Consider the following 22,122-nt stretch of genomic DNA (forward strand, 5'->3'; position numbering starts at 1 on the left):
GGCTCGGCCTGCTTACCGTGGGGGCAACTGATTCACCCCTCGAAAGCCGGATGCGCGCGCAGCCGTGGCACGGCGAAGTCGAGGAAGCTGCGCACCCGCGCGGCGGCGCGGCGGCCTTCGCGATAGAGCAGGTGCACCGGCAGCGGCGCGGCGGCGAAGGGTTCCAGCACGGTTTCCAGCTGGCCGGCCTGCAGCTCCTGGTGCACCTCGTGGCTCAGGCAACGGGTCAGCCCCAGCCCGGCGACGGCGGCGCGGATGGCGGCCTGCGGGGTGCTGCAGAGCAGCCGAGGCGTGATCTTCACCGCGCCGTCGACGAAGCGCCACTCGCCGGCATGGCCGGTGGAGGTGGCGGCTATGGTCGGCAGCCCGGGCAGCGCCTCGGGGCTGGCCGGTCGGCCATGGCGCGCCAGGTAGCCAGGCGCCGCGCAGATGAGGGGGCGGACCCGCCCCAGGGGCACGGCGAACCCCGAGGAATCCGGCAGCGGGCCGGTCACCAGGGCGACGTCGACCCCCTCCTCCAGCAACCGGGGCAACCCCTCGCGGGCGCGGATGTCCAGGGTCATCCCGGGGAAGGCGTCCAGGTAGTCGAGGGCGATGGGGGTGAACACCTGGTGCGCCATCAGCAGCGGCATCGCCAGGTGCAGGGCACCGGCCGGCTCGGCGTGCAGGCCGGTGACGGAGCGCTCCGCCTCCTCCACCCGCCCGAGGATGCGCTCGCAGCTTTCGGCGAAGCGCTCGCCCTCCGGGCTCAGGCTGGCCCCGCGCGGGCCGCGCAGCAGCAGGGCGTTGCCCAGTCGCGCCTCCAGGGCGGCGAGGGTGCGCGTCACGGTGGCCTGGGACAGGTGCAGCCGGCGCGCGCCCCCTGCCAGGCTGCCCGCCCGGGCCACGGCCAGGAAGACCTGCATCTCGCGGTGGCGGCTCATCGCGCGACCGGCGCCCCCGCTGCGCGCAAGGCGGCATCGGCGCGGAAGCGCGTGGCGCAGTGGTCGACGAAGGTACGCACCTTGGCCGACTCGCGCCGGCCCCCCTGCTGGATGATGTACACCGGCAGCGCGGGCATGGCGAAGGCGTCGAGCACCGTCTCCAGTTCGCCCCTGGCGATGGCCTCGGCCACCTGGTACGACAGCACGCGGGTGAAGCCCCAGCCCAGGCGCGCGGCCTTGATCGCCGCCTGGTTGGAGCTGACCAGCAGGCGTGGCGTCGGCGTGAACCCGAACGGCCCGTCCGGCCCCATGAACTGCCAGTGGGTGAGCAGCCCGCTGGCGGACGACATGACCACCTGGGCGCTCTCCAGGTCCTCGGGACGGCTCGGCCTGCCGATGCGGTCGAGCAGCGCCGGCGCGGCGCAGACCACCGGGCGTATCTGCCCGACCTGCAGCGCCAGGTGCTCGCCTTCGCGGAGCGAGCCGATGCGCACGGCGACGTCCACGCCCTCCTCGACCATGTTCACCACGCGGTCGACCAGCAGGGCGTTGATCTCCACCTCCGGGTACAGGTCGAGGTATTCGGCGATCAGCGGGATGAGGAACAGCTCGCCGAACATCACCGGCGCCGTGACCGTCAGGCGCCCGCGCGGGCGCACGTGGCTGCCGGCGGCCAGCTCCTCGGCCTCTTCCAGCTCCAGCAGGATGCGCCGGCAATCCTCCACGTAGCGCCGCCCGGCCTCGGTGAGGCGCAGGCTGCGCGTGCTGCGGGCCAGCAGCAGGGTGCCGAGGCGTGCCTCCAGCGCCGCGATGGCACGGGTCACGCTGGGCGGCGAGAGGCCCACCAGCTTCGCGCCACCGGCGAAGCTCTGCGCCTCGGTCACCGCCAGCAGCACCTTCATTTCCTGGAACCTGTCCACCCTCACCGCCTGGCGTCGTGCCCTTTCCGAGAGGCCGCCAGCTTAGCGCCCAGGCCGGGGCGAAGACGAGAGACAGTGCAACCCGCACCAGGGCACCGACCAGTGTGTAGGGTGGCTGGCGCTCTTTTCATCCACCAGGCGATCTGGCCGCCCGCACCGCCACCCACCTCGTGGGAGCGCATTCATTCGCGATGGAATACCCGCGCATGCAGCAGCCCTGTGCCGGCGATGGGTCTTTCGCGGCTGAAGCCGCTCCCACAGGGGGTGTTGGGCTGAGGGACGAAGCCCAACGTCGCGTGGCCAGGCATCGCTGTGCTGGGCCTCGCTGTGCTCGGCGCCAACCCGCAGCACCGGCCTTTTGTAGGCCGGGTGCAACCCGACGCCGGCCGTGCACACACCCGGCAGCTGCTTTACCATGCCGCGCCGAACTGCCATCGAGGCCCCCCATGAGCACGCCCACCTTCCGCAACGCCACCCTCTCCGACACCGATCGCTGCTACCAGATCGAGATCAGCGCCTATGAAGGCGACGAGGCCGCCACGCGGGAGAAGATCGCGACGCGCATCGGGCAGTACCCCGAGGGCTTCCTGATCCTCGAACTGGACGGCGCGGTGGTCGGTTTCATCAACAGTGGCTGCGCCCACGAGGTGGTGATGTCCGACGAGGCGTTCAAGGAGCTGGTGGGCCACGACGCCGAGGCGCCGAACGTGGTGATCATGTCGGTGGTGATCGACCCGGCGCACCAGGGCAAGGGCCTGTCGTCGCTGCTGATGCGCACCTTCGTGCAGCGCATGCGCGAGAAGGGCAAGGCGACCCTCCACCTGATGTGCAAGGAGCGCCATGTCGAGTTGTACCGGCGCATGGGCTACCGCTATGTGCAGCCTTCCTCGTCCGACCACGGCGGCATGGCCTGGCACGAGATGGTGATGGACCTGCGCATGGCGCCGTGACCCTGCACGAGGCCTGCCCGTGGTATTGCGCCAACGGGACGCGCTGTCGATTCCCGTCTTCCTCCACTCCCTCACGGGGCGGCAACGCCCGCCATGAAAACCTGAAATCGAAGGCTTGACCTTCAACTTCACTTGAACGTTAAGGTTTTTTCGCCCCTCCGGAACGGGCCCGTGGATTGGCTTCCCGGGCGCCACGGCACGGGCTCAACCATGACGCAGACAGTGGAGATCCAGAGACGATGAAACTCACAAGCATGGCGGTGATGGCGGGCGCGCTCCTCGGCGCCGTCGCGTTTTCCTCCTGGGCGGGCGATGCCGCCACGGCCCCGGCAGCCACCGCCACCACCCGCATCGCCGGCCAGGACGTCCCCGTGGTCGCGGGCGGGCTGTATGACCGCTACCACTCCAACCCGCCGCTCGAGGCCATCGCCGCCGAAGCGCCGGACATCGACCTGAGCTGGTTCAAGACGCTGCACAAGACCCGGGTGGATATCGGCTTCGAGTCCTATTCGCCGAACTTCTACTACCGCAACAGCCGGGTGACGGCGGTGTTCACCGCAGACCTGGAAAAGCTCCGCTCGCTGATGCCGGCCAAGGTGCTGGAACAGGTCCAGCCGCTGCAGGTGTGGCCCGGCCGTGGCCTGGTGGCGCTGACCGCCTACGCCTATCACTACTGCGACAACGACAGCTACAACGAGATCGCCCTGTCCATCGTCACCAACAAGCCCGGCAACGCCAACCTGGGCCCCATCACCCTGGTCGGCCAGTCGATGTCGCAGGACTTCTGGGGCTACGTGCTCAAGCTGCCGGTCAACACCGAGCTGGCGCGGGTGCGCGGCGTAGTCGGCTACAACCTGCCCAAGTGGCTGACCGGCATCGACTACCGGGAGAGCGACGGCTCGGTCATCTACGAGATACGCGACAGCCAGACGGGCCAGGTGGATGTGACCCTGGAGACCCGCAAGCTGGCCGACCTCTCCGATGAAATCGAGCTCACCACCAGCAGCTTCACCAACCTCGACCACGAGGGGAAGCTGACCTACGGCTACGCGGTGTCGCGCCAGCAGCGCCACGCATCCAGCAGCGACGAGGACGCGGTGAGACTGGTGCTGGGCGACGGCAGCCTGTCCAGCTACATCAAGGAACTGCAGCTCGGGAAGATGATGAAGTACGAGTACGTGCCCGAGTTCCAGAGCGCGCTGTATGCACCGGCGCCCCTGGAAACCCTGCTGCAGGCCGAGTGATCGCCAGGCGCGCCCGGCCAGGGGTTTGGCCGGGCGCGTCATCAGCAGGTCAGCAGGTCAGCGGGTCAGCTCGTAGGCGCACATGTTGACCGTCGAGGCCAGGTTCAGCGACTCGATGGCACCGCTGCCGGGGATGGTGAAGGGCCGGGCGTCGAGCGCGGTGAGTTGCTCACGCGGCACGCCGCGCGCCTCGTTGCCGAACAGGTAGCAGTCGAAGGCCTTGAAGGCGGCGGACTGCACCGGCTCGCCGTGCATGTCCAGGCAGGCGATGCGCTCGAAGCGGCTGCCGAGGGACTCCAGCGCCACATCCAGCTCCAGGGGCGCATGGAAGATGGCGCCCATGCTGGCGCGCACGACCTTGGGATTGTAAGGGTCGACGCTGCCGGGGCTGAGCAGGCAGCGGAAACCGCCGAACCACGCCAGGGTGCGCAGGATGGTGCCGAGGTTGCCCGGGTCCTGGATCTCGTGCAGGTAGATGGCGCGCTCGCCGGCGACCGGTGCCGGCGCGCACGCACCCGGCATCGGCACCAGCGCGATGATGCCCTGGGGCGTCTTGGTATCGGCCACCTGCGCCATCTGCCGGTCGCTGATCACGTGGGTCTCGAACGGGCTGTGCCAGTGCTCGTAGGCGGCGGTCACGTACAGCTGGCTGCGCAGCAGCTGCGGGTTGTGCTCGGCGGCCTTCTGCAATTCCAGCAGCAGGTGCTCGCCCTCCACCAGGAAGTGACCGAACTCGGCCCGGTACTTCTTCTGGTGGAGCTTCTTGATGTCGTCGAGTTTCATCGATGCGGCGCTCAGTGGCTGTGTGCGGACAGCAGCGACCTGGCCAGGGCTTCGGCCACCTTGATGCCGTCCACCCCCGCCGAGAGGATGCCGCCCGCGTAGCCGGCGCCTTCGCCGGCCGGGTACAGGCCCTTCAGGTTGAGGCTCTGCAGGGTCTCGTTGTCACGGGTGATGCGCACCGGCGAGGAGGTGCGGGTCTCGATGCCGGTGAGCACCGCGTCGGCACGGTCGAAGCCACGGATCTGCTTGCCGAACGCCGGCAGCGCCTCGCGGATGGCCTCGATGGCGTAGTCCGGCAGCGAGGGGGCGAGATCACCCAGGCGCACGCCGGGCTTGTAGGAGGGCTCCACCTCGCCGAACTCGGTGGACGGCACGCCACGGATGAAGTCGCCCACCAGTTGGCCAGGGGCGCAGTAGTCGCTGCCGCCCAGCTCGTAGGCACGGGATTCCAGGCGCTCCTGGAACTCCACGCCGGCCAGCGGGCCGCCGGGGAAATCCTGCTCGGGGTTGATGCCCACGACGATGCCCGAGTTGGCGTTGCGCTCGTTGCGCGAGTACTGGCTCATGCCGTTGGTGACCACGCGCCCCACCTCGGAGGTGGCCGCCACCACGGTGCCGCCCGGGCACATGCAGAAGCTGTAGACGGCGCGGCCGTTCCTGGCGTGGTGCACCACCTTGTAGTCGGCGGCGCCCAGCTCCGGGTGGCCGGCGTACTTGCCCAGGCGCGCCTCGTCGATCAGGCCCTGGGGGTGCTCGATGCGGAAGCCGATGGCGAAGGGCTTGGCCTCCAGGAACACGCCCTGGCGGTGCAGCATGCGGAAGGTGTCGCGGGAGCTGTGGCCCAGCGCCAGGACCACATGGCGGCTGTGCAGGGTCTCGCCATTGGCCAGCACCACGCCTTCGAGCTGGCCGTCGTCGATCAGCAGGTCGGTCACCTTGCTTTCGAAGCGCACCTCGCCGCCCAGGGCGATGATCTCCTCGCGCATGGTGGCGACCACGCCAGTGAGGCGGAAGGTGCCGATATGCGGCTTGCTCACGTACATGATCTCTTCCGGCGCGCCGGCGCGGACGAACTCGTGCATCACCTTGCGGGCGTAGAACTTCGGGTCCTTGATCTGGCTGTAGAGCTTGCCGTCGGAGAACAGGCCGGCCCCACCCTCGCCGAACTGTACGTTGGACTCGGGGGTGAGGACCTTCTTGCGCCACAGCGCCCAGGTGTCCTTGGTGCGGCTGCGCACGTCCTTGCCGCGCTCCAGCACGATGGGCCTGAAGCCCATCTGCGCGAGCAGCAGCGCCGCGAACAGGCCGCAGGGGCCGAAGCCCACCACCAGCGGGCGCTCGGCCAGCCCGGCCGGTGCCTGGGCGACCGGGTAGTAGCGGGTGTCCGGGGCCGGGCGGATGTTGTGGTCGTCGGCCAAGCGCGCCAGGATCGCCGCCTCGTCGCGTGCCTCCAGGTCGATGATGTAGATGAACAGGATGACGCTGTTCTTCTTGCGGGCATCGTAGCTGCGCTTGAAGACGGTGAAGCCCAGCAGGTCGGCGTCGCCGATACCCAGGCGCTTGACGATGGCCTTGCGCAGCTCATCGGGGGAGTGGTCGAGGGGCAGGGACAGTTCGTTGATGCGAATCATGGCGGTAATCCTGGCCGGTCAACCCGGCAAAGGAAGCAACAGGGGAAGGGTAAGGCGCGAATTGTACCCGCCGCCCCCGCCCCTGTCAGTGGCGGCCTGAGGGTCGCGCGGAAGGCGCCGCGCAGCCCGGCGCGGCACCCTCCCCGTCCGGCGAATTTAACCTGTGCGTCATTCTCGGCTTATAATCGCCGCCGCTTCGCACCCATGACCTTTCCTCTGCACCGCCCATGGGTTCGCTCCCCACCTTGATTTTCCGTGGTTGGCTCTAACATGAAACGATCCAAAAGCAGCCGCCGCTGGCTGGATGAACACGTCAACGACCCCTATGTGAAACGGGCCCAGAAGGATGGCTTGCGCTCGCGCTCCAGCTACAAGCTGATCGAGCTGAACGAGAAGGACAAGCTGATCCGCCCCGGCATGCTGGTCATGGATCTGGGCTCCGCCCCGGGCGGCTGGTCGCAGGTGGCCGGCAAGCTGGTGGGCGATACCGGGCGCGTCCTGGCCACCGACATCCTGCCGATGGACGGCCTGGACAACGTCGACTTCATCCAGGGCGACTTCACCGATGACGGCGTGTTCCAGCAGCTTCTCGACAAGCTCGACGGCCGCAGGCCCGACCTGATCGTCTCCGACATCGCCCCCAACATCAGCGGCGTCGCCGCCGCCGACCAGGCGTCCTCGATGTACCTGGTCGAGCTCACCCTCGACATGGTCCGCCAGGTGCTCAAGCCCAACGGCAACTACGTGGTCAAGGTCTTCCAGGGCGAAGGCTCCGACGAGTTCCTCAAGGACGTGCGCACCTCGTTCGAAAAGGTCTTCATCCGCAAACCGGAAGCCTCGCGTCCGCGCTCGCGGGAGGTCTACCTGGTGGGCAAGGGCTTCAAGGGCTGAGCCCGCCCCTTCGACCCTCGGCGTTCGGCCAGCGCCCGGCCGGGCGTCGCCGAGCGGTGGCACGAGGCGGACGCGACATCCCGCACCGCTTCCCCCTCGCCGATCCCGGCCCTGTAGAATCGCCGCCCCTTTCAAAATGAGTGGACCATGCGCATCACCAACGGACGCAGTGCGACGGCCTGCGGGCTGGCGGCGATCCTCCTGTGGAGCACCGCCTCCGGCCTGATCCGCAGTGTCAGCGGATTCTTCGGCCCCATCGGCGGCGCCGCGCTGATCTACACCCTGGGCGCCCTCCTCCTCGTCGCCCTCCTCGGCCGCCCGCGCCTGCGTGCAGGTTCGCGTTTCTACCTGGTCACCGGCTCGGCGCTGTTCGTCGCCTACGAAGTCTGCCTGTCGCTCGCCCTCGGTTTCGCCACAAGCAGCACCCAGGCCATCCAGCTCGGCGTGGTCAACTACCTGTGGCCGAGCCTCACCGTGCTGCTGGCCATCCTGATGAACCGCCAGCCGGCCCGCTGGCTGGTCCTGCCCGGCACGGCCATCGCGCTGTTCGGCATCCTCTGGGTGGTCAGCACGGACGGCCTGTCGTTGCCGAGCATCATCGCCAACGTGCGCTCCAACCCCCTCAGCTACAGCCTGGCGGCGGCCTGCGCCATCACCTTCGCCCTCTACTGCAACGTCACCCGGCGCTACGCCCGCGGCGAGAACCACGTGGCGTTCTTCTTCATCCTCACGGCGGGGGTGCTCTGGGTGAAGTTCGCCTTCGTCGGCGAGCCGCTGCCCGCCTTCACCCCGCGCGGCACCCTCGAACTGCTCGCCGCCGGCATCGCCATGGCCGGCGGCTACGCCCTGTGGAACATCGGCATCCTGCGCGGCAACCTCACCCTCCTGGCCACCGTTTCCTATTTCGCCCCGGTGCTCTCTTCCGCCTTCGCCGCGCTCTGGCTCGGCGCCAGCCTGACGCCGCAGTTCTGGCAGGGCGCGGTGCTGGTCACCGCCGGCTCGCTGCTCTGCTGGCAGGCGACGCGGTCGCCCAGCGGCGCGGGCTGATCGCGCTTCCAGCAACAGGTCGCCGGGCCCTAAGATGGCGCTCCACCACCGGCCAGGAGGCCACGATGAGCACCCAGGGAAACGACCGCAAGATCGACAACATCGAGTTCAACGTCAGCGACATCGCCCGCAGCAAGGCCTTCTACGGCGCTGCCTTCGGCTGGACCTTCGTCGACTACGGCCCCACCTACACCGAGTTCAGCGACGGTCGCCTCACCGGCGGCTTCACCACGGGCGAGGCGGTCCGCCCGGGTGGCCCGCTGGTGATCCTCTACGCCGACGACCTGGCGCAGGCCCAGGCCAGGCTGGAGGCAGCCGGCGCCCGCATCAGCCGCGAAGTGTTCGCCTTCCCCGGCGGGCGCCGCTTCCACTTCATCGACCCGGACGGCTACGAGCTGGCGGTGTGGTCCGCCGCGTGAGCAGAGCGCCCGGGCCGATCACCGTGCGGCCGATCGGAACCGGCGAATGGCGGACCTACCGCCACCGCGTCCGGCAACGACCGGGGGCTGTCGGCGCTGGCGGGCGATGGCCCCTGCGGCCTGCTCTGGTGCCGCCGCTCGGCCAGCGAGCCCGAGGCGGCCGACCTCCACCAGATGTGGGTCGACCCCGCCGTTCGCGGCCAGCAGCGCAGGGGGCTGCGCTGCTGGCCCAGGCCATGGAGCTGGAGCTCCCCGGCCTGGCGGGCTGAGCGCCAGGCCCGCTGGAGTCTCACTTCGCCTTGAGCTTCAGGTAGCTCTGGTGCATGTCCTTCGCCCAGCCATCGATCACACCCGTGACATCCGCCGGCTTGAGCACCTGGGCACTGTTCTCCAGCGGCGTGCCGATGCCCTTGCGCACCACCTGGGCGATCACCTTGTTGCTGCCGCCGTCGAGGAACTGCGCCTCGGTGGCCAGCTCGGTCTCCTGGTCGCGGATGCCGCTGGCGGTGCTCACCGCCGCCGCCACCAGCGCCACCGGGATGACCTCATAGGGCTTGAGCCCCTCGGTCTTGCTGCTCACCCCGGTGATCGCCGCACGCACGACGATGACGCCGGGCCCGGGCTTGGTGGCCAGCGACAGGCTGTTGCTGATTTCGCGCTTGAGCGCCATGTCGTAGTAGCGGGTGATGCCGTCCAGGGTGCTCTGGGGGATTTTCTCGGTGGCCTGGGGGCGTGGGTAGAACTGGGTGGGCTCGACGTAGACGGCGGTGTAGCGGCCGATGTCCACCTTGGGGTCGATCCAGCGCATCACTTGCGCGCCGGAGGGAGTGGTCGCCTCCTGCAGGCTGCCGTAACTGGAGAGGAACCCGGAATACTCATTCGGCTGGGTAACCGTACTCGAGCAGCCGACCAGCGCGGTGGAAAGCGCCAGCGCCACGCCCAACGCCAATGCATGTTTCATGGAAGACTCCTTGTCCGAGCAAGTTTGGGAAGGCTGGAAGCGTCGGCGACGTCCTCACGTCATCGCCACACAGGCACGCCACCGAAGGTCTCGCACGGATGTGAGGAGTCGGCCCCGGCGTCTCGCGCCGCCCCGCTCGAGTACGAACACGAGCGAAACGGTGGATGCCGGATTGACGCTAGCAGACTCCCGCCAACTGCCAAGGCGGGGCGACCGAAACGCGCTTGCGACGGCGCCGCGGAGCGCCGGCACGCGGCGTCGCCCAGGCCTTCACAGGCCCGCGGGTGGTGGACGAATGCGTGGACCCCAGCTAGCGTCCAATCACTTCCCCGCGCATGGAGCCACCTGATGAACCGACTCAGAATCGCCCTGGCATCCGCTGCCCTGCTGGGCACCACCCTGGCACCCGGCCTCGCCAGCGCCGACGACATCGGCTTCGGCATTGGCCTGAGCTACGTCTTCGGCAGCCAGGGCGGCCTGTCCGTGGGGATCAAGGCCTTCTCCAACGACGAGGACAACGAAACGGTCGGCTCCCTCGGCCTGGACTATGTGGTGCAATCGGGCGCCTTGCGCCCCAATCTCGGCGTCAGCTACCAGGGCGAGGGTTACTTCAGCGGTGCGGACGTCGGCTACAACCTGGGCAGCCAGTCGTTCGACTTCGGCGTCGGCGCCGGCTGGTCGAACAGCGACGACGACCACAAGACCCCGGCCCCCGCCCCGGCACCGATTCTGATCTGATCGGCCACGCCAGCCAGAACGAACCCCGCCTCGCGCGGGGTTCGTCTTTTCTGGCCGGTGCCGCCATGGCCCCCTAGCGCGAGGCCAGCGGTTCGAGGAAGCGCTCGCGCAACCGCGCGCGCAGGTCGTCGTCGATGCCGAGCCCGTCCCTGAGGAACCCCTCCACCGTCCCGTAGTCCTCGCGCATCGCCTGCAGTGCCGCCTGCAGGTACCGGGGCCGCACCTCCAGCAGAGGCTGCAGGATGGCGGGATCGGTACGCCCGCCGGAGGCCTGCCGGACCCGCTCGCCGATGCGCCGGTTCCTGTCCTCCAGGTACGGGTTGGAGGCCAGGTAGTCCTGCATCACCGTGCCCTCCGGCACGCCGAGCGCCAGCAGCAGGATGGCGGAGGCGAAGCCCGTGCGGTCCTTGCCGGCCGTGCAGTGATAGAGGACGGGCGTGCCCTGTTCGTCGAGCAGGCCATGCAGCCAGTCGCTGAAGACCTGCCGGTGCTCGCGGACGAAGCTCCTGTTGGCCTCCACCAGCAGGTCATCCAGCCGAAGGTCGCCGACGTCCCCGCCGTTGATGCGCCGGCTCAGCTCACGCACGTCGATGGTGCCCGCGCGCACCGGCATCTCCACCCGCAGGGCAGCCAGCTCCGGCGGCAGGCGATCGGGGGCGTCGTCGATCTCCTGGCGGCTGCGCAGGTCGACCAGGCGACGCAGTTGCAGGCGCTGCAGTTCGCGCTGGTCGGCCTCCTCGAGCGCATCGAGGGTGCCGGCGCGGTAGAGCAGGCCCCACTTCACCGTGCGCCCATCGGCGGTGCGATAGCCGCCCAGGTCCCGCAGGTTCGGGACGCTGGGCAAGGCGAAGAGCCGCTGCGCCTCCCGCTCGGCGGCGGGCAGGTCACGGGCCAGCGGCAGGGTGGTGGCCTGGGCCAGGCCACAGAACAGCGCGAAGCTGAAAACCAGGCAGATCCGGGTCATTGCCATTGCTCCTCGGCGGGTCACTTGGCGCGCTTGCGCACGGTGGCGGGGGTGAAATCGCTGGCATCGTGGGCGAGCTCGGAAAGGCGTATCGGCGCGTGTTCGTTGGTCAGCCGATCCACCAGGTAGGCGCCGGAGATGAGGTCGTGGTAGACCGACGGCCCGGCCTGGTAGCTCTGGGTGTCGTAGGCGTAGAAGGTGGTCTGCAGGTTGGTGCGCCACAGGTAGTCGCGCGCGTCGTAGCTGTCGGCGAGCACGGCGCCCCAGGTGTCCTCGTCGAGGTAGAAGCGGCGCTTGGCGTAGATGTGCCGCTTGCCGGTCTTGAGCCGGGCCTCCAGCACCCACACCCGGTGCAGCTCGTAGCGCAAGGCGGCAGGGTTGGGATGGCCCAGGGTCTCGGTGAGGGCCGCCAGGCTCAAGGCCGGGTCGTTGATGCGGTAGTTGTGATAGGGGATGAACAGCTCCTTCTTGCCGAGCAGGGTCCACTCGTAGCGATCCGACGCCCCGTTGAACATGCGGCTGTCATCGTTGACCCGCAGGCTGCCGCTGGCGCCGCTGGAGGGGTTGTCGTAGCCGACGTTGGGGGCCCGCCTGACGCGCCGGCTGCCGGGGTCGTACTGCCAGCTTTGCTGCGCATTGGCGAGGGGATCGACGAAGCCGTGGCCGAAGGTGATCTTGCCCAGCTCGCGGGTCGGCTCCAGGGTCTTGTACATGAAGTGGCTGAGGATGGGAGCCTCGACCTCCACGCGGGGATTATCGGGGTTGGTCCACACATTGAACGTCTGGTGATGTTGCACCTGGCGTGCCCGCTTGCCGTTGGCCAGGGTCACCACCAGCGTGTAGATCCCCTCCTCGCCGGGACCGCGCCCCTGGAGGGAGTGGTTGAGGATCAGCTCGTTGCCGCTGCGGGGTATCGGGAAAGGCGATCCGCCGAAGGCGCCGGTGACGCCATGGCCGTCCTCGGTCAGCTTTGCAGTACGGCCATTCTCACGGAGGTGGCGCTCGATGTTCTCGCTGGCACGGAAGTCGCGATGGCTCGGGTAGATGTCCATCCAGTAGCTCTGCGGATAACGCTTGAACAGCGCCACCTGGCCATCGCTCAAGCGCTCCTGGTACTGCCCGACGTTCTCGGCCGTGATGCGGAACAGGGGGCGCTCGGAGGCATAGGGATCGGGCTGGAGCGAGCCGCTGCCGGCGAAGTCGACATGCTCCGGCGCACCGCGCCAACGCCCGCTCCAGGCCGGGATGCTGCCGTCGGCATTGCCGGCTCGCTCCGCGCCCATGGGCGTGAGGTCCTGGTCGAGACGGGCCAGCTCGGCCTCGCCGAGAGCGGCCTCGGTCAAGGGGCTGAGGCCGATGGCGGCGGCGAGGAGCAGGTGACGCAAATCGGATTGGCGGGACATGGAAGGTCCTCCTGTCGTATGGGGTCGAAGGCGGTCAGAAGCTGTACTTGGCGCTGAAGGCGATGTGGTCGCGATCGGTCTGGGCGTTGTCGGCCGGGCTGCCGAGGTAGGCGTTGTAGCTCGCCTCCAGCGACAGGTTGCCGAGGTGCTCCCAGGTGGTACCGACGGACAGGCGGTTGCGACCCCGGCTGTAGCTGCCGAGGGAGGACTTGCCGTTCACGCCCTGGTTGAAGGAAACCGGAATGGACAGGTCCCAGCCGGGCAGGACCTCGATGTAGCGCGCGCTGGCCCTCAGGGTGTAGCCCCATGCCGAGCGGTCGTTCCACAGCTCGTCGCTGGCGGCGCGCCCGGCCAGGTGCGCGCTGTCGTTGTCGAGCACGCGGTTGTAGCCGACCTCGCCGTTGAGGGTGAAGTTGTCGGCGAACGGCGTGTGGCCGAAGCCGTGGGTCACCGACAGCAGCGCCTGGCCGGTGCGGCCCCGCGCTGTGTGTCGGGCGCCGCCGATGTTCACCGCCAGCGGCAGGTGGTTCTGTACGCTGATCTCGCCATTGACGTTGGTGTCCACCACCACCGTCGCGAAACTCGCGCCGTAGAGGTCGATGTCGTCGAAGTAGCGGGCACGGTAGGTGCCGCGCCTGCTCAGGTTGTCCACCACCGGCGTCTTGGCGTGGTAGCGCAGGCGGTAGACGCCGAACTCGGTGTTGTTCAAGCGCTCGGCGACGTAGCGCAGGGCCAGGCCGAACTGGCCGCTGTCGCCGGGCTCGTCGTCACGCAGGCGCTGCAACTTCCCGGTGGAGTTGCTGAAGCCGCCCTTGTCGATGAGGTCGGTGGTGGAGAAATAGTTGCCGACCGCGCTGAGTCGGGTCTTCTTCCACTCGTACTGGTAGTAGGCCTGCAGGTCGAGCGTTTCGGTGAGGCCGAAGGAGGCGAACAGCTGGCCCACCGGCAGGGTGCGCTCCTTGACCTCGACACCCGGCACGTTGGACTTGGTGGCATCGAAGGGGCTCATGGCCGAGGCGACACCGTTGCCGTTGTAGACGCTTTCGCCCCAGTAGACCACCTGCCGCCCGAGCCGCAGGTTGAGCGGCCGTCCGTCGATGTGCCAGGTGCCGTAGAGGTAGCTGTCGAGCATCTCGAAACCACCGCCATGGGCGTCGCGGGTCTGCGAGGAGAAGCGGTCGGGGCGCGAGCACTGCCCGGCGGCGAGGCAGTTGGAGGTGCCCGTACGGTTGTCGTTGCCACGGTGGTAGACGTCGTCGTAGTAGGCGCTGCCACGGATGAACAGGCCGAAGTCCTTGCGGTAGCTGATGTCGGCGTCGCTGACGATGCCCAGGCGGTGGCTGATCAGGCTGCCGCGCTTGAAGGCGTTGTTGCCGTCGTTGCCGTTGGCGTTGTCGTGGCCGCCCAGGGCGTGGGCCGGCTTCTCCGTACGCCAGGCCAGCCCGTAGGAGATCACGTGGCTGGCCTGGATCCTCACCTCGTCGCCGGGTTCCAAGAGCGCCGCAGCGGCAGTGGTGCTGGCCAGCAGCAGGCCGGCCAGGGCCGGAAGGTTGAAGCACGCTGTTGTTGTCATTGTTGGCCTCCAGCCCGGTTGGCGAGATGCCGCCGGGCTCAGTCATGGGGGAGGCCACTATCGAAACGAGAGGCGGGGCCGGTCATAGTCCGTTGGGACTAGGCTCGCCCTTCACGGTCCCTGGTGGGCGAGGCACCGGGCGCGGCCGAACGTCACGGCGCAGAGCGGCGCGAGGCGATCCGCGCGTGTCCCCGGGCCGGGCGAGCGAGGCACCGTCGTACGGAGGCCCGGGCCATTTCCACGGCAGGAAGCGCCCATCCGCGCGCGCCGCATCGGAGCCCGTCGAACGCCCGCCGCGCAACGTTTGCGTAAGGTTCGCAAACGCCCCGTAAAGCCTGCGTAACGACGCGAGACAGGGCCTCGGCTTACTGCTTAATTGAGGCGCACCACCTCTCAAGCGGGCCCGTGAAGATGTCTTCGGTTCAAGCCAGTCTCAGCAGCATCCCCCCCGACTCCATCCAGGCCGTCGGCCTCGCGCAGGGCCTCCTGCAGCGGCGCAACGGCGGCCAGGTGCTGATCATCGTCGAGCGCAAGGAGGACTGGTCCTCCTACATCCCCAGCGAGGAAATGCTCACCGCGCGGGAGTACCTCGAGCAGTCGCGGGGCGGCGAGCTGGACAAGAAGGTCCAGGTCATCAACCTGTGCCGCCACTACAAGTACCTGGGCCACGGCTACTACTGTTCGCTGCTGGCCGAGGCACGCGGGCACAAGGTCATCCCCTCGGTGCGCACCATCAGCGAGCTGGCGCGCAAGTCGCTCTACGGCCTGGCCCTGGACGACCTGGAGAAATCCCTGGAGCTCGCCCTCGCCCAGCACCCCTGCGCCAACACCGAAGGCTTCACCCTGAGCCTGTACTTCGGCCGCACCGACTTCGAACCGCTGCAGGAGATCGCCCGCCAGCTGTTCGAGGCCTTCCCCTGCCCCATCCTGCTGGTGGACTTCCGCAAGGGCGAGACCTGGCGCATCGCCGGCCTGCGCACGGGCTCCCTGCACAAGCTGCGCGAGGACCAGGAAGACCTCTTCGCCAGCGCCCTCGACGGCTTCAACCGCAAGGTCTGGCGCCTGCCGCGCTCGCGCCAGGTGTCGCGCTACGACCTGGCCATCCTGCACAACCCGGACGAGCCGCTGCCGCCGTCCAACGCCCTGGCCCTGGAGAACTTCGTGCGGGTCGGCAAGCGCCTGGGCATCGAGGTCGACCTGATCGAGAAGAAGGACTATTCACGCCTGGCCGAGTACGACGCACTGCTGATCCGCGAGACCACCAGCGTCGATGACCACACCTACCGCTTCGCCAAGAAGGCCGAGAGCGAGGGGCTGATCGTGATGGACGACCCGGCCTCGATCCTGCGCTGCACCAACAAGGTGTTCCTCACCGACCTGCTGCGCAGCCACGGCCTGAGCATGCCGGCCACGGAGATCCTCTACCGCGACAACCCCCAGGAGCTGGAGAAGATCGGCGAGCGGCTGGGCTTCCCCCTGGTGCTGAAGATCCCCGACGGCTGCTTCTCGCGCGGGGTGATCAAGGTGGAGAACCTGCAGCAGCTGCGCGAGGCCAGCGCCGGGCTGTTCGAGCACTCGGTGCTGCTGCTCGCCCAGGAATTCCTCTTCACCGAGTACGACTGGCGCATCGGCATCCTCAACCGCCGGCCGATCTTCGCCTGCCAGTACTTCATGTCCAAGGGGCACTGGCAGATCGTCAACCACAAGGCCCAGGGCACCGAGGTCATCGGCGAATGCCGCACCCTGCCGGTGGAGCGCGCACCCAAGGCAGTCGTGGAACTGGCGCTGAAGACCGCCAACCTGATCGGCGACGGGCTCTACGGCGTCGACCTCAAGGAGGTGGACGGCAGCGTCAAGGTCATCGAGGTCAACGACAACCCCAACCTCGACGCCGGCATCGAGGACGCCCACCTGCGCGACGAGCTCTACAGCCTGGTGCTGGAAGACTTCATCCGCCGCCTCGAACTCAAGCGCCGCGGCGGCGCCAACTGAAGGAGCGCGGCCCATGCGCCAGAGCTACAGGCTGATCGAAGGCACCCTGCGCCCCTGCACGGACGAGGAAGCGCCGCTGCACCTGTGCATCGCCCCCGAGGCCGAGGAGCTGGAGTGGCTGCGCAGCCGCTTCGGCCTCGACACCCACGCCCTGGCCTCGGCCCTGGACCCGGACGAGGTGGCCCGCGTCGAATTCCGCGCCGGCTCGCTGTTCCTCATCTGGAAGCGCCCGGAGAACTACTCCGGCGGCGAGCGCTTCGCCTTCGAGGTGTCCTCCTTCGGCATGCTGCTGGAGGAGCGCCAGCTGGTGCTGATCTCCCACGCCGACTCGCTGCTGGGCGGCCTCACCGGGCGCCATGACCTGCACCAGCCGCTGGATGTGCTGCTGGCCATCCTGCTGGGCAACATCCACCACTACGAAGGCCACCTCAAGGTGATCAAGATGGTCGCCCGCGAGCTGCAGCAGCGCTTCAACCAGAGCCAGCACAATCGCCACCTGCTGCAGATGCTCGGCCTCAGCGAAAGCCTGGTGTATTACCTCAACGCCATCCACGGCAACGGCGCGGTGCTGGCACGCCTGCGCAGCCAGGGCGAGCGCCTGGGCTTCCCCCCGGCGAGCCTGGAACTGCTCGACGACCTGATCATCGAGAACGAGCAGTGCATCAAGCAGGCGGAGATCTACTCCTCGGTGCTCGCCGGCCTCATGGAGGCACGCGGCAGCCTGCTGAACACCACCATGAACGAGATGCTGCGCAAGCTCACCCTGATCAACGTGGTGTTCCTGCCGCTGAACCTGATCGCCGGCATCGGCGGCATGTCCGAGTTCAGCATGATGACCGCCGCCGTGCCCTGGTGGCTCTCCTACCCGCTGTTCGTCCTCGCCCTCACCGTGCTGGCGGGCCTGATGCTGCTGGCCCTGCGCCGGCTGGTGGCCGCCGGCTCGGCGCCGCCCGGCTGACGCACGCTCCCGATCCCAACGCCACCGGGCATCCCGCACCTGTGGCGGCACCCACCAGAAGGAAACCCCATGGAACCCCTGCACATCGCGTTCGGCGTGCTCGCCGCCATCGTCGCCCTGAGCATCACCATCAACTACGTCGACAGCCGCATGAAGCCCGGCGACATCGCTCGCCAGGCCCGCGACAAGGCCCCTCGACGCACGCCGCGCCGCTGATCATGCGCGTGCCGGGAAGCCCCATGGACTTCAGCTTTCGCGATGCCCGTCCCGACGACCTCGACGCCCTGCTCCACCTGGAGAACCAGTGCTTCGAGCAGGATCGCCTGTCACCGCGCAGCTTCCAGTGGATGATCAGCCGCGCCCACGCCAGCCTGGCGGTGGCCGAGGCCGCCGGCCAGGTCATGGGCTATGCGCTGCTGCTGTTCCACCGCGGCACCTCGCTGGCCCGCCTGTACTCCATCGCCATCGCCCCCGACGCCCGTGGCCATGGCCTGGGCAAGGCGCTGCTGGCGGAGGCGGAGCGCCGCGCCCGCGACCACGACTGCGCCTACCTGCGCCTGGAGGTGCGCCCGGACAACCACCCCGCCATCGCCCTCTACGAGCGGGTCGGCTACCGCCGTTTCGCCTGCATCGACGACTACTACGAGGACCACGCCCAGGCGCTGCGCTACGAAAAGCGCATCGTCCAGCGCCCGCTCGATGCCGCGCGGGCGGTGCCCTACTACCAGCAGAGCACCGAGTTCACCTGCGGCCCCGCCTGCCTGATGATGGCCATGGCCGGCCTGCAACCGGGACGCCCGCTCACGCGGCGCGAGGAAGTGCAGCTCTGGCGTGAGGCGACCACGGTGTTCATGACCTCCGGCCACGGCGGCTGCAGCCCCCAGGGGCTGGCCCTGGCCGCCTGGCGCCGGGGCTTTCGCGTGCGCCTGCAGGTCAGTGTCGCAGGCCCCTTGTTCCTCAGCGGCGTGCGCAGCGAAGGCAAGCGCGAGGTCATGCGCCTGGTGCACGAGGCCTTCTGCGACGAGCTGCGCGCGAGCGACGTCGAGCAGGTGCCCGCCAGCCGCCAGGACCTGCCCGCGCAACTCGCCGAAGGCGGCCTGCCGCTGGTGCTGATCAGCAGCTACCAGCTGACCCGCACCAAGGCCCCGCACTGGGTGCTGGTCACCGGCTGCGACGAGGATTTCGTCTACCTCCACGACCCGGACATCGACCACAGCCGCCACCGCCAGGCGCTGGACTGCCAGCACATGCCGGTGAGCCATGCGCGCTTCCAGCGCATGCGCCTGTTCGGCGGCAACAAGCTGCGTGCGTCCGTCGTCCTCTACCCGCCCACCGACGCTCACGCCCCCAGGCGCAGCGACAGTTCCACGTCCTCGGCGAAGGGCACGGAGAGGTAGCCGCTGCCCGCCTCGCGCACCCGCGCCAGGTACTCGGGGCTGTGCTCGGCGTTGTCGGCGATCACCAGCGCGCCGGGGCGCAGGCGGCTTTCCACCAGGGCGAGAATCTCCGGGTAGAGCGCCTTGGCACCGTCGAGCAACAGCAGGTCGATGGCCTCGGGCAGGTCCCGCGCCAGGGTGCTCAGCGCATCGCCCACGCGGAACTCCACCAGGTCCTCCAGCCCGCCGGCGGCGAGGTTGCCACGGGCCCGCGCCACCTTGGTGGGTTCGAACTCGCTGGTGATCAGCCGGCCGCCGCCGTTGTCGCGCAGCGCGGCGGCCAGGTGCAGCGTGGAGATGCCGAAGGAGGTGCCGAACTCGACGATGGTCCGCGCACCGCTGCTGCGCGCCAGCATGTACAGCAGGCGGCCGGTCTCGCGGGAGACGGGCAGCGCCACGTCCTTGAGGCGAGCGTAGAACTCGCGGTATTCGGTCTTGCTCCGCATCAGCCTCGCCACTTCGCCCTCGGCGAGGTCGGAAAGGCTCGGCCCCAATGCCTGCCAGGCCGTGTCGGCCTCGGCGAACAGGCGGTCCAGCAAGGCGGTGAGAGCGGGTTGAGTCAGGGTGTTCATGCATTGTCTCCTGGGGTTGTTGAGCGCATCGTTGGCGCCGGAATAGAATGCGATCAATCCGTCAGGTTTTACTATTCGCATTGCCAGGCCCCGCCATGACCGAACGCCAGAACCCGCGTATTTCCTCGCGCAAGCACCCCCAGCAGGCCCGCTCCAACGAGCTGGTCGCCACCATCCTGCAGGCCGCTATTCAGGTTCTGGCCAAGGAAGGCGCCCAGCGCTTCACCACCGCCCGGGTGGCCGAGCGTGCCGGCGTCAGCGTCGGCTCGCTGTACCAGTACTTCCCCAACAAGGCGGCCATCCTGTTCCGCCTGCAGAGCGACGAGTGGCGCCAGACCAGCGAGCTGCTGCGCCGCATCCTCGAAGACCTCGCCACCCCGCCGCTGCAACGCCTGCGCACCCTGGTCCACGCCTTCCTCCACTCCGAATGCGAGGAAGCCGACATGCGCATCGCCCTCGACGACGCCGCCCCCCTCTACCGCGATGCCCCCGAGGCACGGGAAGCCAAGGCCGCGGCCGGGCGCATCTTCGAAACCTTCATGGAAGAGGTCCTGCCCCACGCCTCCGAAGCCGCCCGCACCCTGGCCAGCGAGCTGATCACCACCACCCTCGGCACCGTGGGCAAGCGATTCTCCGAGCGCCCGCGCACGAAGGAGGAGATCGAACGCTACGCCGACGCCATGGCCGACATGTTCGGCGCCTACCTGGAAGCGGCCGCTGCGCGGGGATAGAGGGAGCGGAACACCGCAGTGCAGGGCCGGACATCGCCGCGTTGGGCCTCGCCGCGCTCGGTGGGCTGAAGCCCACCCTACGAAAGCGCCGTGCCACCGCGCGGGCATGACCACCTGTAGGGTGGATGGCGCTCTTTTCATCCACCAGGCGGGGTCGGTCCTGCACATCCGAATTAACCAATGAGCACCGGACGGTGGGCTGAAGTCCACTCTGCAAGAGCCGGACAGGCAACTTACGGCCGCCAACTGCCGCGCGCAGACATGCATCCGAAGTTGCCACTCTCGATGCGTTACTTGCTCAAATAATGTTGCCCCGACAACAACTTCCAGAGCGCCTATTCCATATCGATATGGCCTGCATCGTACTGTTGTATTGGTGGCGCGAGAGTTCGCTTGGATAGCATCGGCGCACTTTTCCTGCCGATGAGAACAATAAGGTGAATTTAGGAAAGATCATCAGCCGCAGCGCGCTGTACTGGCCCGACCACGAAGCGCTGATCGACAGCCGGCAACGCGTCACCTTCGCCCAGCTCGAACGCCGCACCAACCGCCTGGCTTCCGGCCTCCTGGCCCTCGGCCTGGCCGAGGGTGCGCACGTGGCGATCCTGGCGCTCAACCGCGTCGAGCTGGTGGAGGCCGAGGTGGCCTTCTACAAGGCCGGCATGGTCAAGGTGCCGATCAACGCCCGCCTCTCCCTGGACGAGATCATCCAGGTGCTCGACGACTCCCACAGCCAGGCGGTGATCGCCGACGGACGCTTCGCCGCCGCGCTGCATGCCCGCCGTGGCGAGCTGCCGCGCCTGCGCCTGATCGTCTCGCTGGACGATGTCGCCGGCGACGCCGACTACGCCAGCGTGCTGGAGCGCGGCAGCGAGACCCCGGTGCATTGCGACCCGGCCGACGAGGCCCTGGCGGTGCTGCACTACACCTCCGGCAGCTCCGGCGTGCTCAAGGCCGCGATGCTCTCCTTCGGCAACCGCAAGGCGCTGATCCGCAAGAGCATCGCCAGCCCCACCCGCCGCGCCGCGCCGGGTGACGTGATGGCCCACGTCGGCCCCATCACCCATGCCAGCGGCATGCAGATCATGCCGCTGCTGGCGGTGGGCGCCTGCAACCTGCTGCTGGAGCGCTACGACGACCAGTTGCTGCTCGAGACCATCCAGCGCGAGCGGGTGACGCGCCTGTTCCTGGTGCCGGCGATGATCAACCGCCTGGTCAACGTCCCCGGCGTCGAGCGCTTCGACCTTTCCAGCCTGCGCCTGGTGATGTACGGCGCCGCGCCCATGGCACCGGCCCTGGTCAGGCGCGCCATCGCCCTGTTCGGGCCGATCCTCGCCCAGGGCTACGGCGCCGGCGAGACCTGCTCGCTGGTCACGGTGCTGACCGAGCGCGACCACCTGATCGAGGGCGACGACCACAGCCGCCTGGCCTCCTGCGGTCGCTGCTACTTCGAGACCGACCTGCGCGTGGTCAACGAGGATTTCGAGGACGTGCGCCCCGGCGAGATCGGCGAGATCGTGGTCAAGGGCCCGGACATCATGCAGGGCTACTGGCAGGCACCGGAGCTCACCGCCGAGGTGATGCGCGACGGCTACTACCTCACCGGCGACCTGGCCCGGGTGGATGAGCGCGGCTACGTCTTCATCGTCGACCGCAAGAAGGAAATGATCATTTCCGGCGGCTTCAACATCTACCCCACCGAAGTGGAGCAGGTGCTCTACACCCTGCCCCAGGTGTTCGAGGCGGCGGTGGTCGGCGTGCCCGACGAGCAATGGGGCGAGGCGGTGCGCGCGGTGATCGTGCTCAAGCCCGGCGAGAGCCTCAGCGCCGAACAGGTCATCGAACACTGCGGACGCTCCCTGGCCGGCTTCAAGAAGCCGCGCGCGGTGGACTTCGTCCCGGAACTGCCGAAGAACCCCAACGGCAAGGTCGTGCGCCGCCTGATCCGCGAAGCGTACTGGCAGAACAGCGAACGACGGATCTGAC

At 68.5% G+C, this 22,122-nt stretch carries 21 protein-coding genes; 12 read left to right on the forward strand and 9 right to left on the reverse strand.

Annotated features, from left to right (window positions below; all coding sequences use genetic code 11):
- Positions 1-32: 32 nt before the first annotated feature.
- Complete coding sequence (locus ACYJSS_RS20565; RefSeq protein ID WP_111260229.1) at positions 33-923, reverse strand: LysR family transcriptional regulator; 891 nt, start codon at positions 921-923, stop codon at positions 33-35.
- On the reverse strand, positions 920-1,843 hold the full coding sequence (locus ACYJSS_RS20570) for a LysR family transcriptional regulator (RefSeq protein WP_236206384.1): 924 nt from the start codon (positions 1,841-1,843) through the stop codon (positions 920-922). The genes ACYJSS_RS20565 and ACYJSS_RS20570 overlap by 4 nt, the downstream gene beginning before the upstream one ends.
- A gap of 446 nt (positions 1,844-2,289) precedes the next feature.
- Here ACYJSS_RS20570 and ACYJSS_RS20575 point away from each other — a divergent pair, with 446 nt between their 5' ends.
- On the forward strand, positions 2,290-2,793 hold the full coding sequence (locus tag ACYJSS_RS20575) for a GNAT family N-acetyltransferase (RefSeq protein ID WP_236206385.1): 504 nt from the start codon (positions 2,290-2,292) through the stop codon (positions 2,791-2,793).
- A gap of 239 nt (positions 2,794-3,032) precedes the next feature.
- Positions 3,033-4,037, forward strand: coding sequence for an acetoacetate decarboxylase (ADC) (locus ACYJSS_RS20580; protein ID WP_236206386.1), 1,005 nt, complete (start codon positions 3,033-3,035; stop codon positions 4,035-4,037).
- A gap of 57 nt (positions 4,038-4,094) precedes the next feature.
- Here ACYJSS_RS20580 and ACYJSS_RS20585 read toward each other — a convergent pair whose 3' ends face one another.
- Together ACYJSS_RS20585 and ACYJSS_RS20590 are read right to left on the reverse strand one after the other, a co-directional pair.
- Positions 4,095-4,820: a TrmH family RNA methyltransferase gene (locus tag ACYJSS_RS20585; protein WP_236206387.1), complete on the reverse strand. Its 726-nt coding sequence runs from the start codon at positions 4,818-4,820 to the stop codon at positions 4,095-4,097.
- 11 nt (positions 4,821-4,831) lie between these two features.
- Positions 4,832-6,451 carry an NAD(P)/FAD-dependent oxidoreductase gene (locus ACYJSS_RS20590; RefSeq protein WP_111260224.1) on the reverse strand — a complete coding sequence of 540 codons (1,620 nt, stop codon included), beginning with the start codon at positions 6,449-6,451 and terminating at the stop codon, positions 4,832-4,834.
- Positions 6,452-6,721: 270 nt separating this feature from the next.
- Between ACYJSS_RS20590 and rlmE the strand changes: the two genes are divergently transcribed.
- From rlmE to ACYJSS_RS20605, 3 genes are all read left to right on the forward strand, one after another.
- On the forward strand, positions 6,722-7,342 hold the full coding sequence (rlmE, locus tag ACYJSS_RS20595; protein ID WP_111260223.1) for a 23S rRNA (uridine(2552)-2'-O)-methyltransferase RlmE: 621 nt from the start codon (positions 6,722-6,724) through the stop codon (positions 7,340-7,342).
- A 147-nt stretch (positions 7,343-7,489) separates the two neighbouring features.
- Complete coding sequence (gene yddG, locus ACYJSS_RS20600; RefSeq protein WP_236206388.1) at positions 7,490-8,389, forward strand: aromatic amino acid DMT transporter YddG; 900 nt, start codon at positions 7,490-7,492, stop codon at positions 8,387-8,389.
- 65 nt (positions 8,390-8,454) lie between these two features.
- Positions 8,455-8,808, forward strand: a complete 354-nt coding sequence (locus ACYJSS_RS20605; protein WP_111260221.1) for a VOC family protein — start codon at positions 8,455-8,457, stop codon at positions 8,806-8,808.
- Between the two features lie 289 nt (positions 8,809-9,097).
- Here the strand turns inward: ACYJSS_RS20605 and ACYJSS_RS20610 are convergent, their stop codons facing one another.
- Positions 9,098-9,769, reverse strand: coding sequence for a DUF3313 domain-containing protein (locus tag ACYJSS_RS20610; protein WP_236206389.1), 672 nt, complete (start codon positions 9,767-9,769; stop codon positions 9,098-9,100).
- A 348-nt stretch (positions 9,770-10,117) separates the two neighbouring features.
- On the opposite strand from ACYJSS_RS20610, the gene ACYJSS_RS20615 reads away from it, so the two are divergent.
- Complete coding sequence (locus ACYJSS_RS20615; RefSeq protein WP_111260219.1) at positions 10,118-10,507, forward strand: hypothetical protein; 390 nt, start codon at positions 10,118-10,120, stop codon at positions 10,505-10,507.
- Between the two features lie 73 nt (positions 10,508-10,580).
- On the opposite strand, the gene ACYJSS_RS20620 is transcribed toward ACYJSS_RS20615, so the two are convergent.
- Genes ACYJSS_RS20620 through ACYJSS_RS20630 form a run of 3 tightly spaced genes read right to left on the reverse strand, consistent with a single transcriptional unit; the run spans position 10,581 to position 14,447 of the window.
- On the reverse strand, positions 10,581-11,471 hold the full coding sequence (locus ACYJSS_RS20620; protein ID WP_236206390.1) for a tyrosine-protein phosphatase: 891 nt from the start codon (positions 11,469-11,471) through the stop codon (positions 10,581-10,583).
- A 20-nt stretch (positions 11,472-11,491) separates the two neighbouring features.
- Positions 11,492-12,874, reverse strand: coding sequence for a DUF1329 domain-containing protein (locus tag ACYJSS_RS20625; protein ID WP_236206391.1), 1,383 nt, complete (start codon positions 12,872-12,874; stop codon positions 11,492-11,494).
- Positions 12,875-12,908: 34 nt separating this feature from the next.
- Positions 12,909-14,447 carry a DUF1302 domain-containing protein gene (locus ACYJSS_RS20630; RefSeq protein ID WP_236206392.1) on the reverse strand — a complete coding sequence of 513 codons (1,539 nt, stop codon included), beginning with the start codon at positions 14,445-14,447 and terminating at the stop codon, positions 12,909-12,911.
- A 411-nt stretch (positions 14,448-14,858) separates the two neighbouring features.
- On the opposite strand from ACYJSS_RS20630, the gene ACYJSS_RS20635 reads away from it, so the two are divergent.
- The 4 genes from ACYJSS_RS20635 to rimI all read left to right on the forward strand — a co-directional run bounded on the left by ACYJSS_RS20635 (position 14,859) and on the right by rimI (position 18,794).
- Positions 14,859-16,439, forward strand: a complete 1,581-nt coding sequence (locus ACYJSS_RS20635; RefSeq protein ID WP_111260215.1) for a RimK family protein — start codon at positions 14,859-14,861, stop codon at positions 16,437-16,439.
- A 13-nt stretch (positions 16,440-16,452) separates the two neighbouring features.
- Positions 16,453-17,397, forward strand: coding sequence for a magnesium transporter CorA family protein (locus tag ACYJSS_RS20640; protein ID WP_236206393.1), 945 nt, complete (start codon positions 16,453-16,455; stop codon positions 17,395-17,397).
- 69 nt (positions 17,398-17,466) lie between these two features.
- Complete coding sequence (locus ACYJSS_RS20645) at positions 17,467-17,613, forward strand: hypothetical protein (protein ID WP_158545579.1); 147 nt, start codon at positions 17,467-17,469, stop codon at positions 17,611-17,613.
- Between the two features lie 23 nt (positions 17,614-17,636).
- Entirely contained in the window at positions 17,637-18,794 is a 1,158-nt protein-coding gene (gene rimI, locus ACYJSS_RS20650; RefSeq protein WP_111260213.1) for a ribosomal protein S18-alanine N-acetyltransferase, read from the forward strand.
- On the opposite strand, the gene ACYJSS_RS20655 is transcribed toward rimI, so the two are convergent.
- Positions 18,737-19,405, reverse strand: coding sequence for an O-methyltransferase (locus ACYJSS_RS20655; RefSeq protein ID WP_236206394.1), 669 nt, complete (start codon positions 19,403-19,405; stop codon positions 18,737-18,739). The two genes, rimI and ACYJSS_RS20655, sit on opposite strands and share 58 nt — an antisense overlap.
- Before the next feature lie 95 nt (positions 19,406-19,500).
- Between ACYJSS_RS20655 and ACYJSS_RS20660 the strand changes: the two genes are divergently transcribed.
- Both ACYJSS_RS20660 and ACYJSS_RS20665 read left to right on the forward strand, forming a co-directional pair.
- The gene (locus ACYJSS_RS20660) at positions 19,501-20,136 is read left to right on the forward strand and encodes a TetR family transcriptional regulator (RefSeq protein ID WP_236206395.1); all 636 of its coding nucleotides are present in this window, start codon (positions 19,501-19,503) and stop codon (positions 20,134-20,136) included.
- A gap of 437 nt (positions 20,137-20,573) precedes the next feature.
- On the forward strand, positions 20,574-22,121 hold the full coding sequence (locus ACYJSS_RS20665) for an AMP-binding protein (RefSeq protein WP_236206396.1): 1,548 nt from the start codon (positions 20,574-20,576) through the stop codon (positions 22,119-22,121).
- Position 22,122: the final 1 nt, after the last annotated feature.

The sequence above is a fragment of the Pseudomonas sp. No.21 genome (assembly GCF_054558415.1).

Coding starts and splice junctions, on each gene's coding strand:
- ACYJSS_RS20635 (WP_111260215.1), top strand. CDS start 14,859: ATGTCTTCGGTTCAAGCCAGTCTCAGCAGCATCCCCCCCGACTCCATC.
- ACYJSS_RS20610 (WP_236206389.1), bottom strand. CDS start 9,769: ATGAAACATGCATTGGCGTTGGGCGTGGCGCTGGCGCTTTCCACCGCG.
- rimI (WP_111260213.1), top strand. CDS start 17,637: ATGGACTTCAGCTTTCGCGATGCCCGTCCCGACGACCTCGACGCCCTG.
- ACYJSS_RS20575 (WP_236206385.1), top strand. CDS start 2,290: ATGAGCACGCCCACCTTCCGCAACGCCACCCTCTCCGACACCGATCGC.
- ACYJSS_RS20645 (WP_158545579.1), top strand. CDS start 17,467: ATGGAACCCCTGCACATCGCGTTCGGCGTGCTCGCCGCCATCGTCGCC.
- ACYJSS_RS20660 (WP_236206395.1), top strand. CDS start 19,501: ATGACCGAACGCCAGAACCCGCGTATTTCCTCGCGCAAGCACCCCCAG.
- rlmE (WP_111260223.1), top strand. CDS start 6,722: ATGAAACGATCCAAAAGCAGCCGCCGCTGGCTGGATGAACACGTCAAC.
- ACYJSS_RS20605 (WP_111260221.1), top strand. CDS start 8,455: ATGAGCACCCAGGGAAACGACCGCAAGATCGACAACATCGAGTTCAAC.
- ACYJSS_RS20565 (WP_111260229.1), bottom strand. CDS start 923: ATGAGCCGCCACCGCGAGATGCAGGTCTTCCTGGCCGTGGCCCGGGCG.
- ACYJSS_RS20625 (WP_236206391.1), bottom strand. CDS start 12,874: ATGTCCCGCCAATCCGATTTGCGTCACCTGCTCCTCGCCGCCGCCATC.
- ACYJSS_RS20585 (WP_236206387.1), bottom strand. CDS start 4,820: ATGAAACTCGACGACATCAAGAAGCTCCACCAGAAGAAGTACCGGGCC.
- ACYJSS_RS20630 (WP_236206392.1), bottom strand. CDS start 14,447: ATGACAACAACAGCGTGCTTCAACCTTCCGGCCCTGGCCGGCCTGCTG.
- yddG (WP_236206388.1), top strand. CDS start 7,490: ATGCGCATCACCAACGGACGCAGTGCGACGGCCTGCGGGCTGGCGGCG.
- ACYJSS_RS20620 (WP_236206390.1), bottom strand. CDS start 11,471: ATGACCCGGATCTGCCTGGTTTTCAGCTTCGCGCTGTTCTGTGGCCTG.
- ACYJSS_RS20590 (WP_111260224.1), bottom strand. CDS start 6,451: ATGATTCGCATCAACGAACTGTCCCTGCCCCTCGACCACTCCCCCGAT.
- ACYJSS_RS20580 (WP_236206386.1), top strand. CDS start 3,033: ATGAAACTCACAAGCATGGCGGTGATGGCGGGCGCGCTCCTCGGCGCC.
- ACYJSS_RS20655 (WP_236206394.1), bottom strand. CDS start 19,405: ATGAACACCCTGACTCAACCCGCTCTCACCGCCTTGCTGGACCGCCTG.
- ACYJSS_RS20615 (WP_111260219.1), top strand. CDS start 10,118: ATGAACCGACTCAGAATCGCCCTGGCATCCGCTGCCCTGCTGGGCACC.
- ACYJSS_RS20640 (WP_236206393.1), top strand. CDS start 16,453: ATGCGCCAGAGCTACAGGCTGATCGAAGGCACCCTGCGCCCCTGCACG.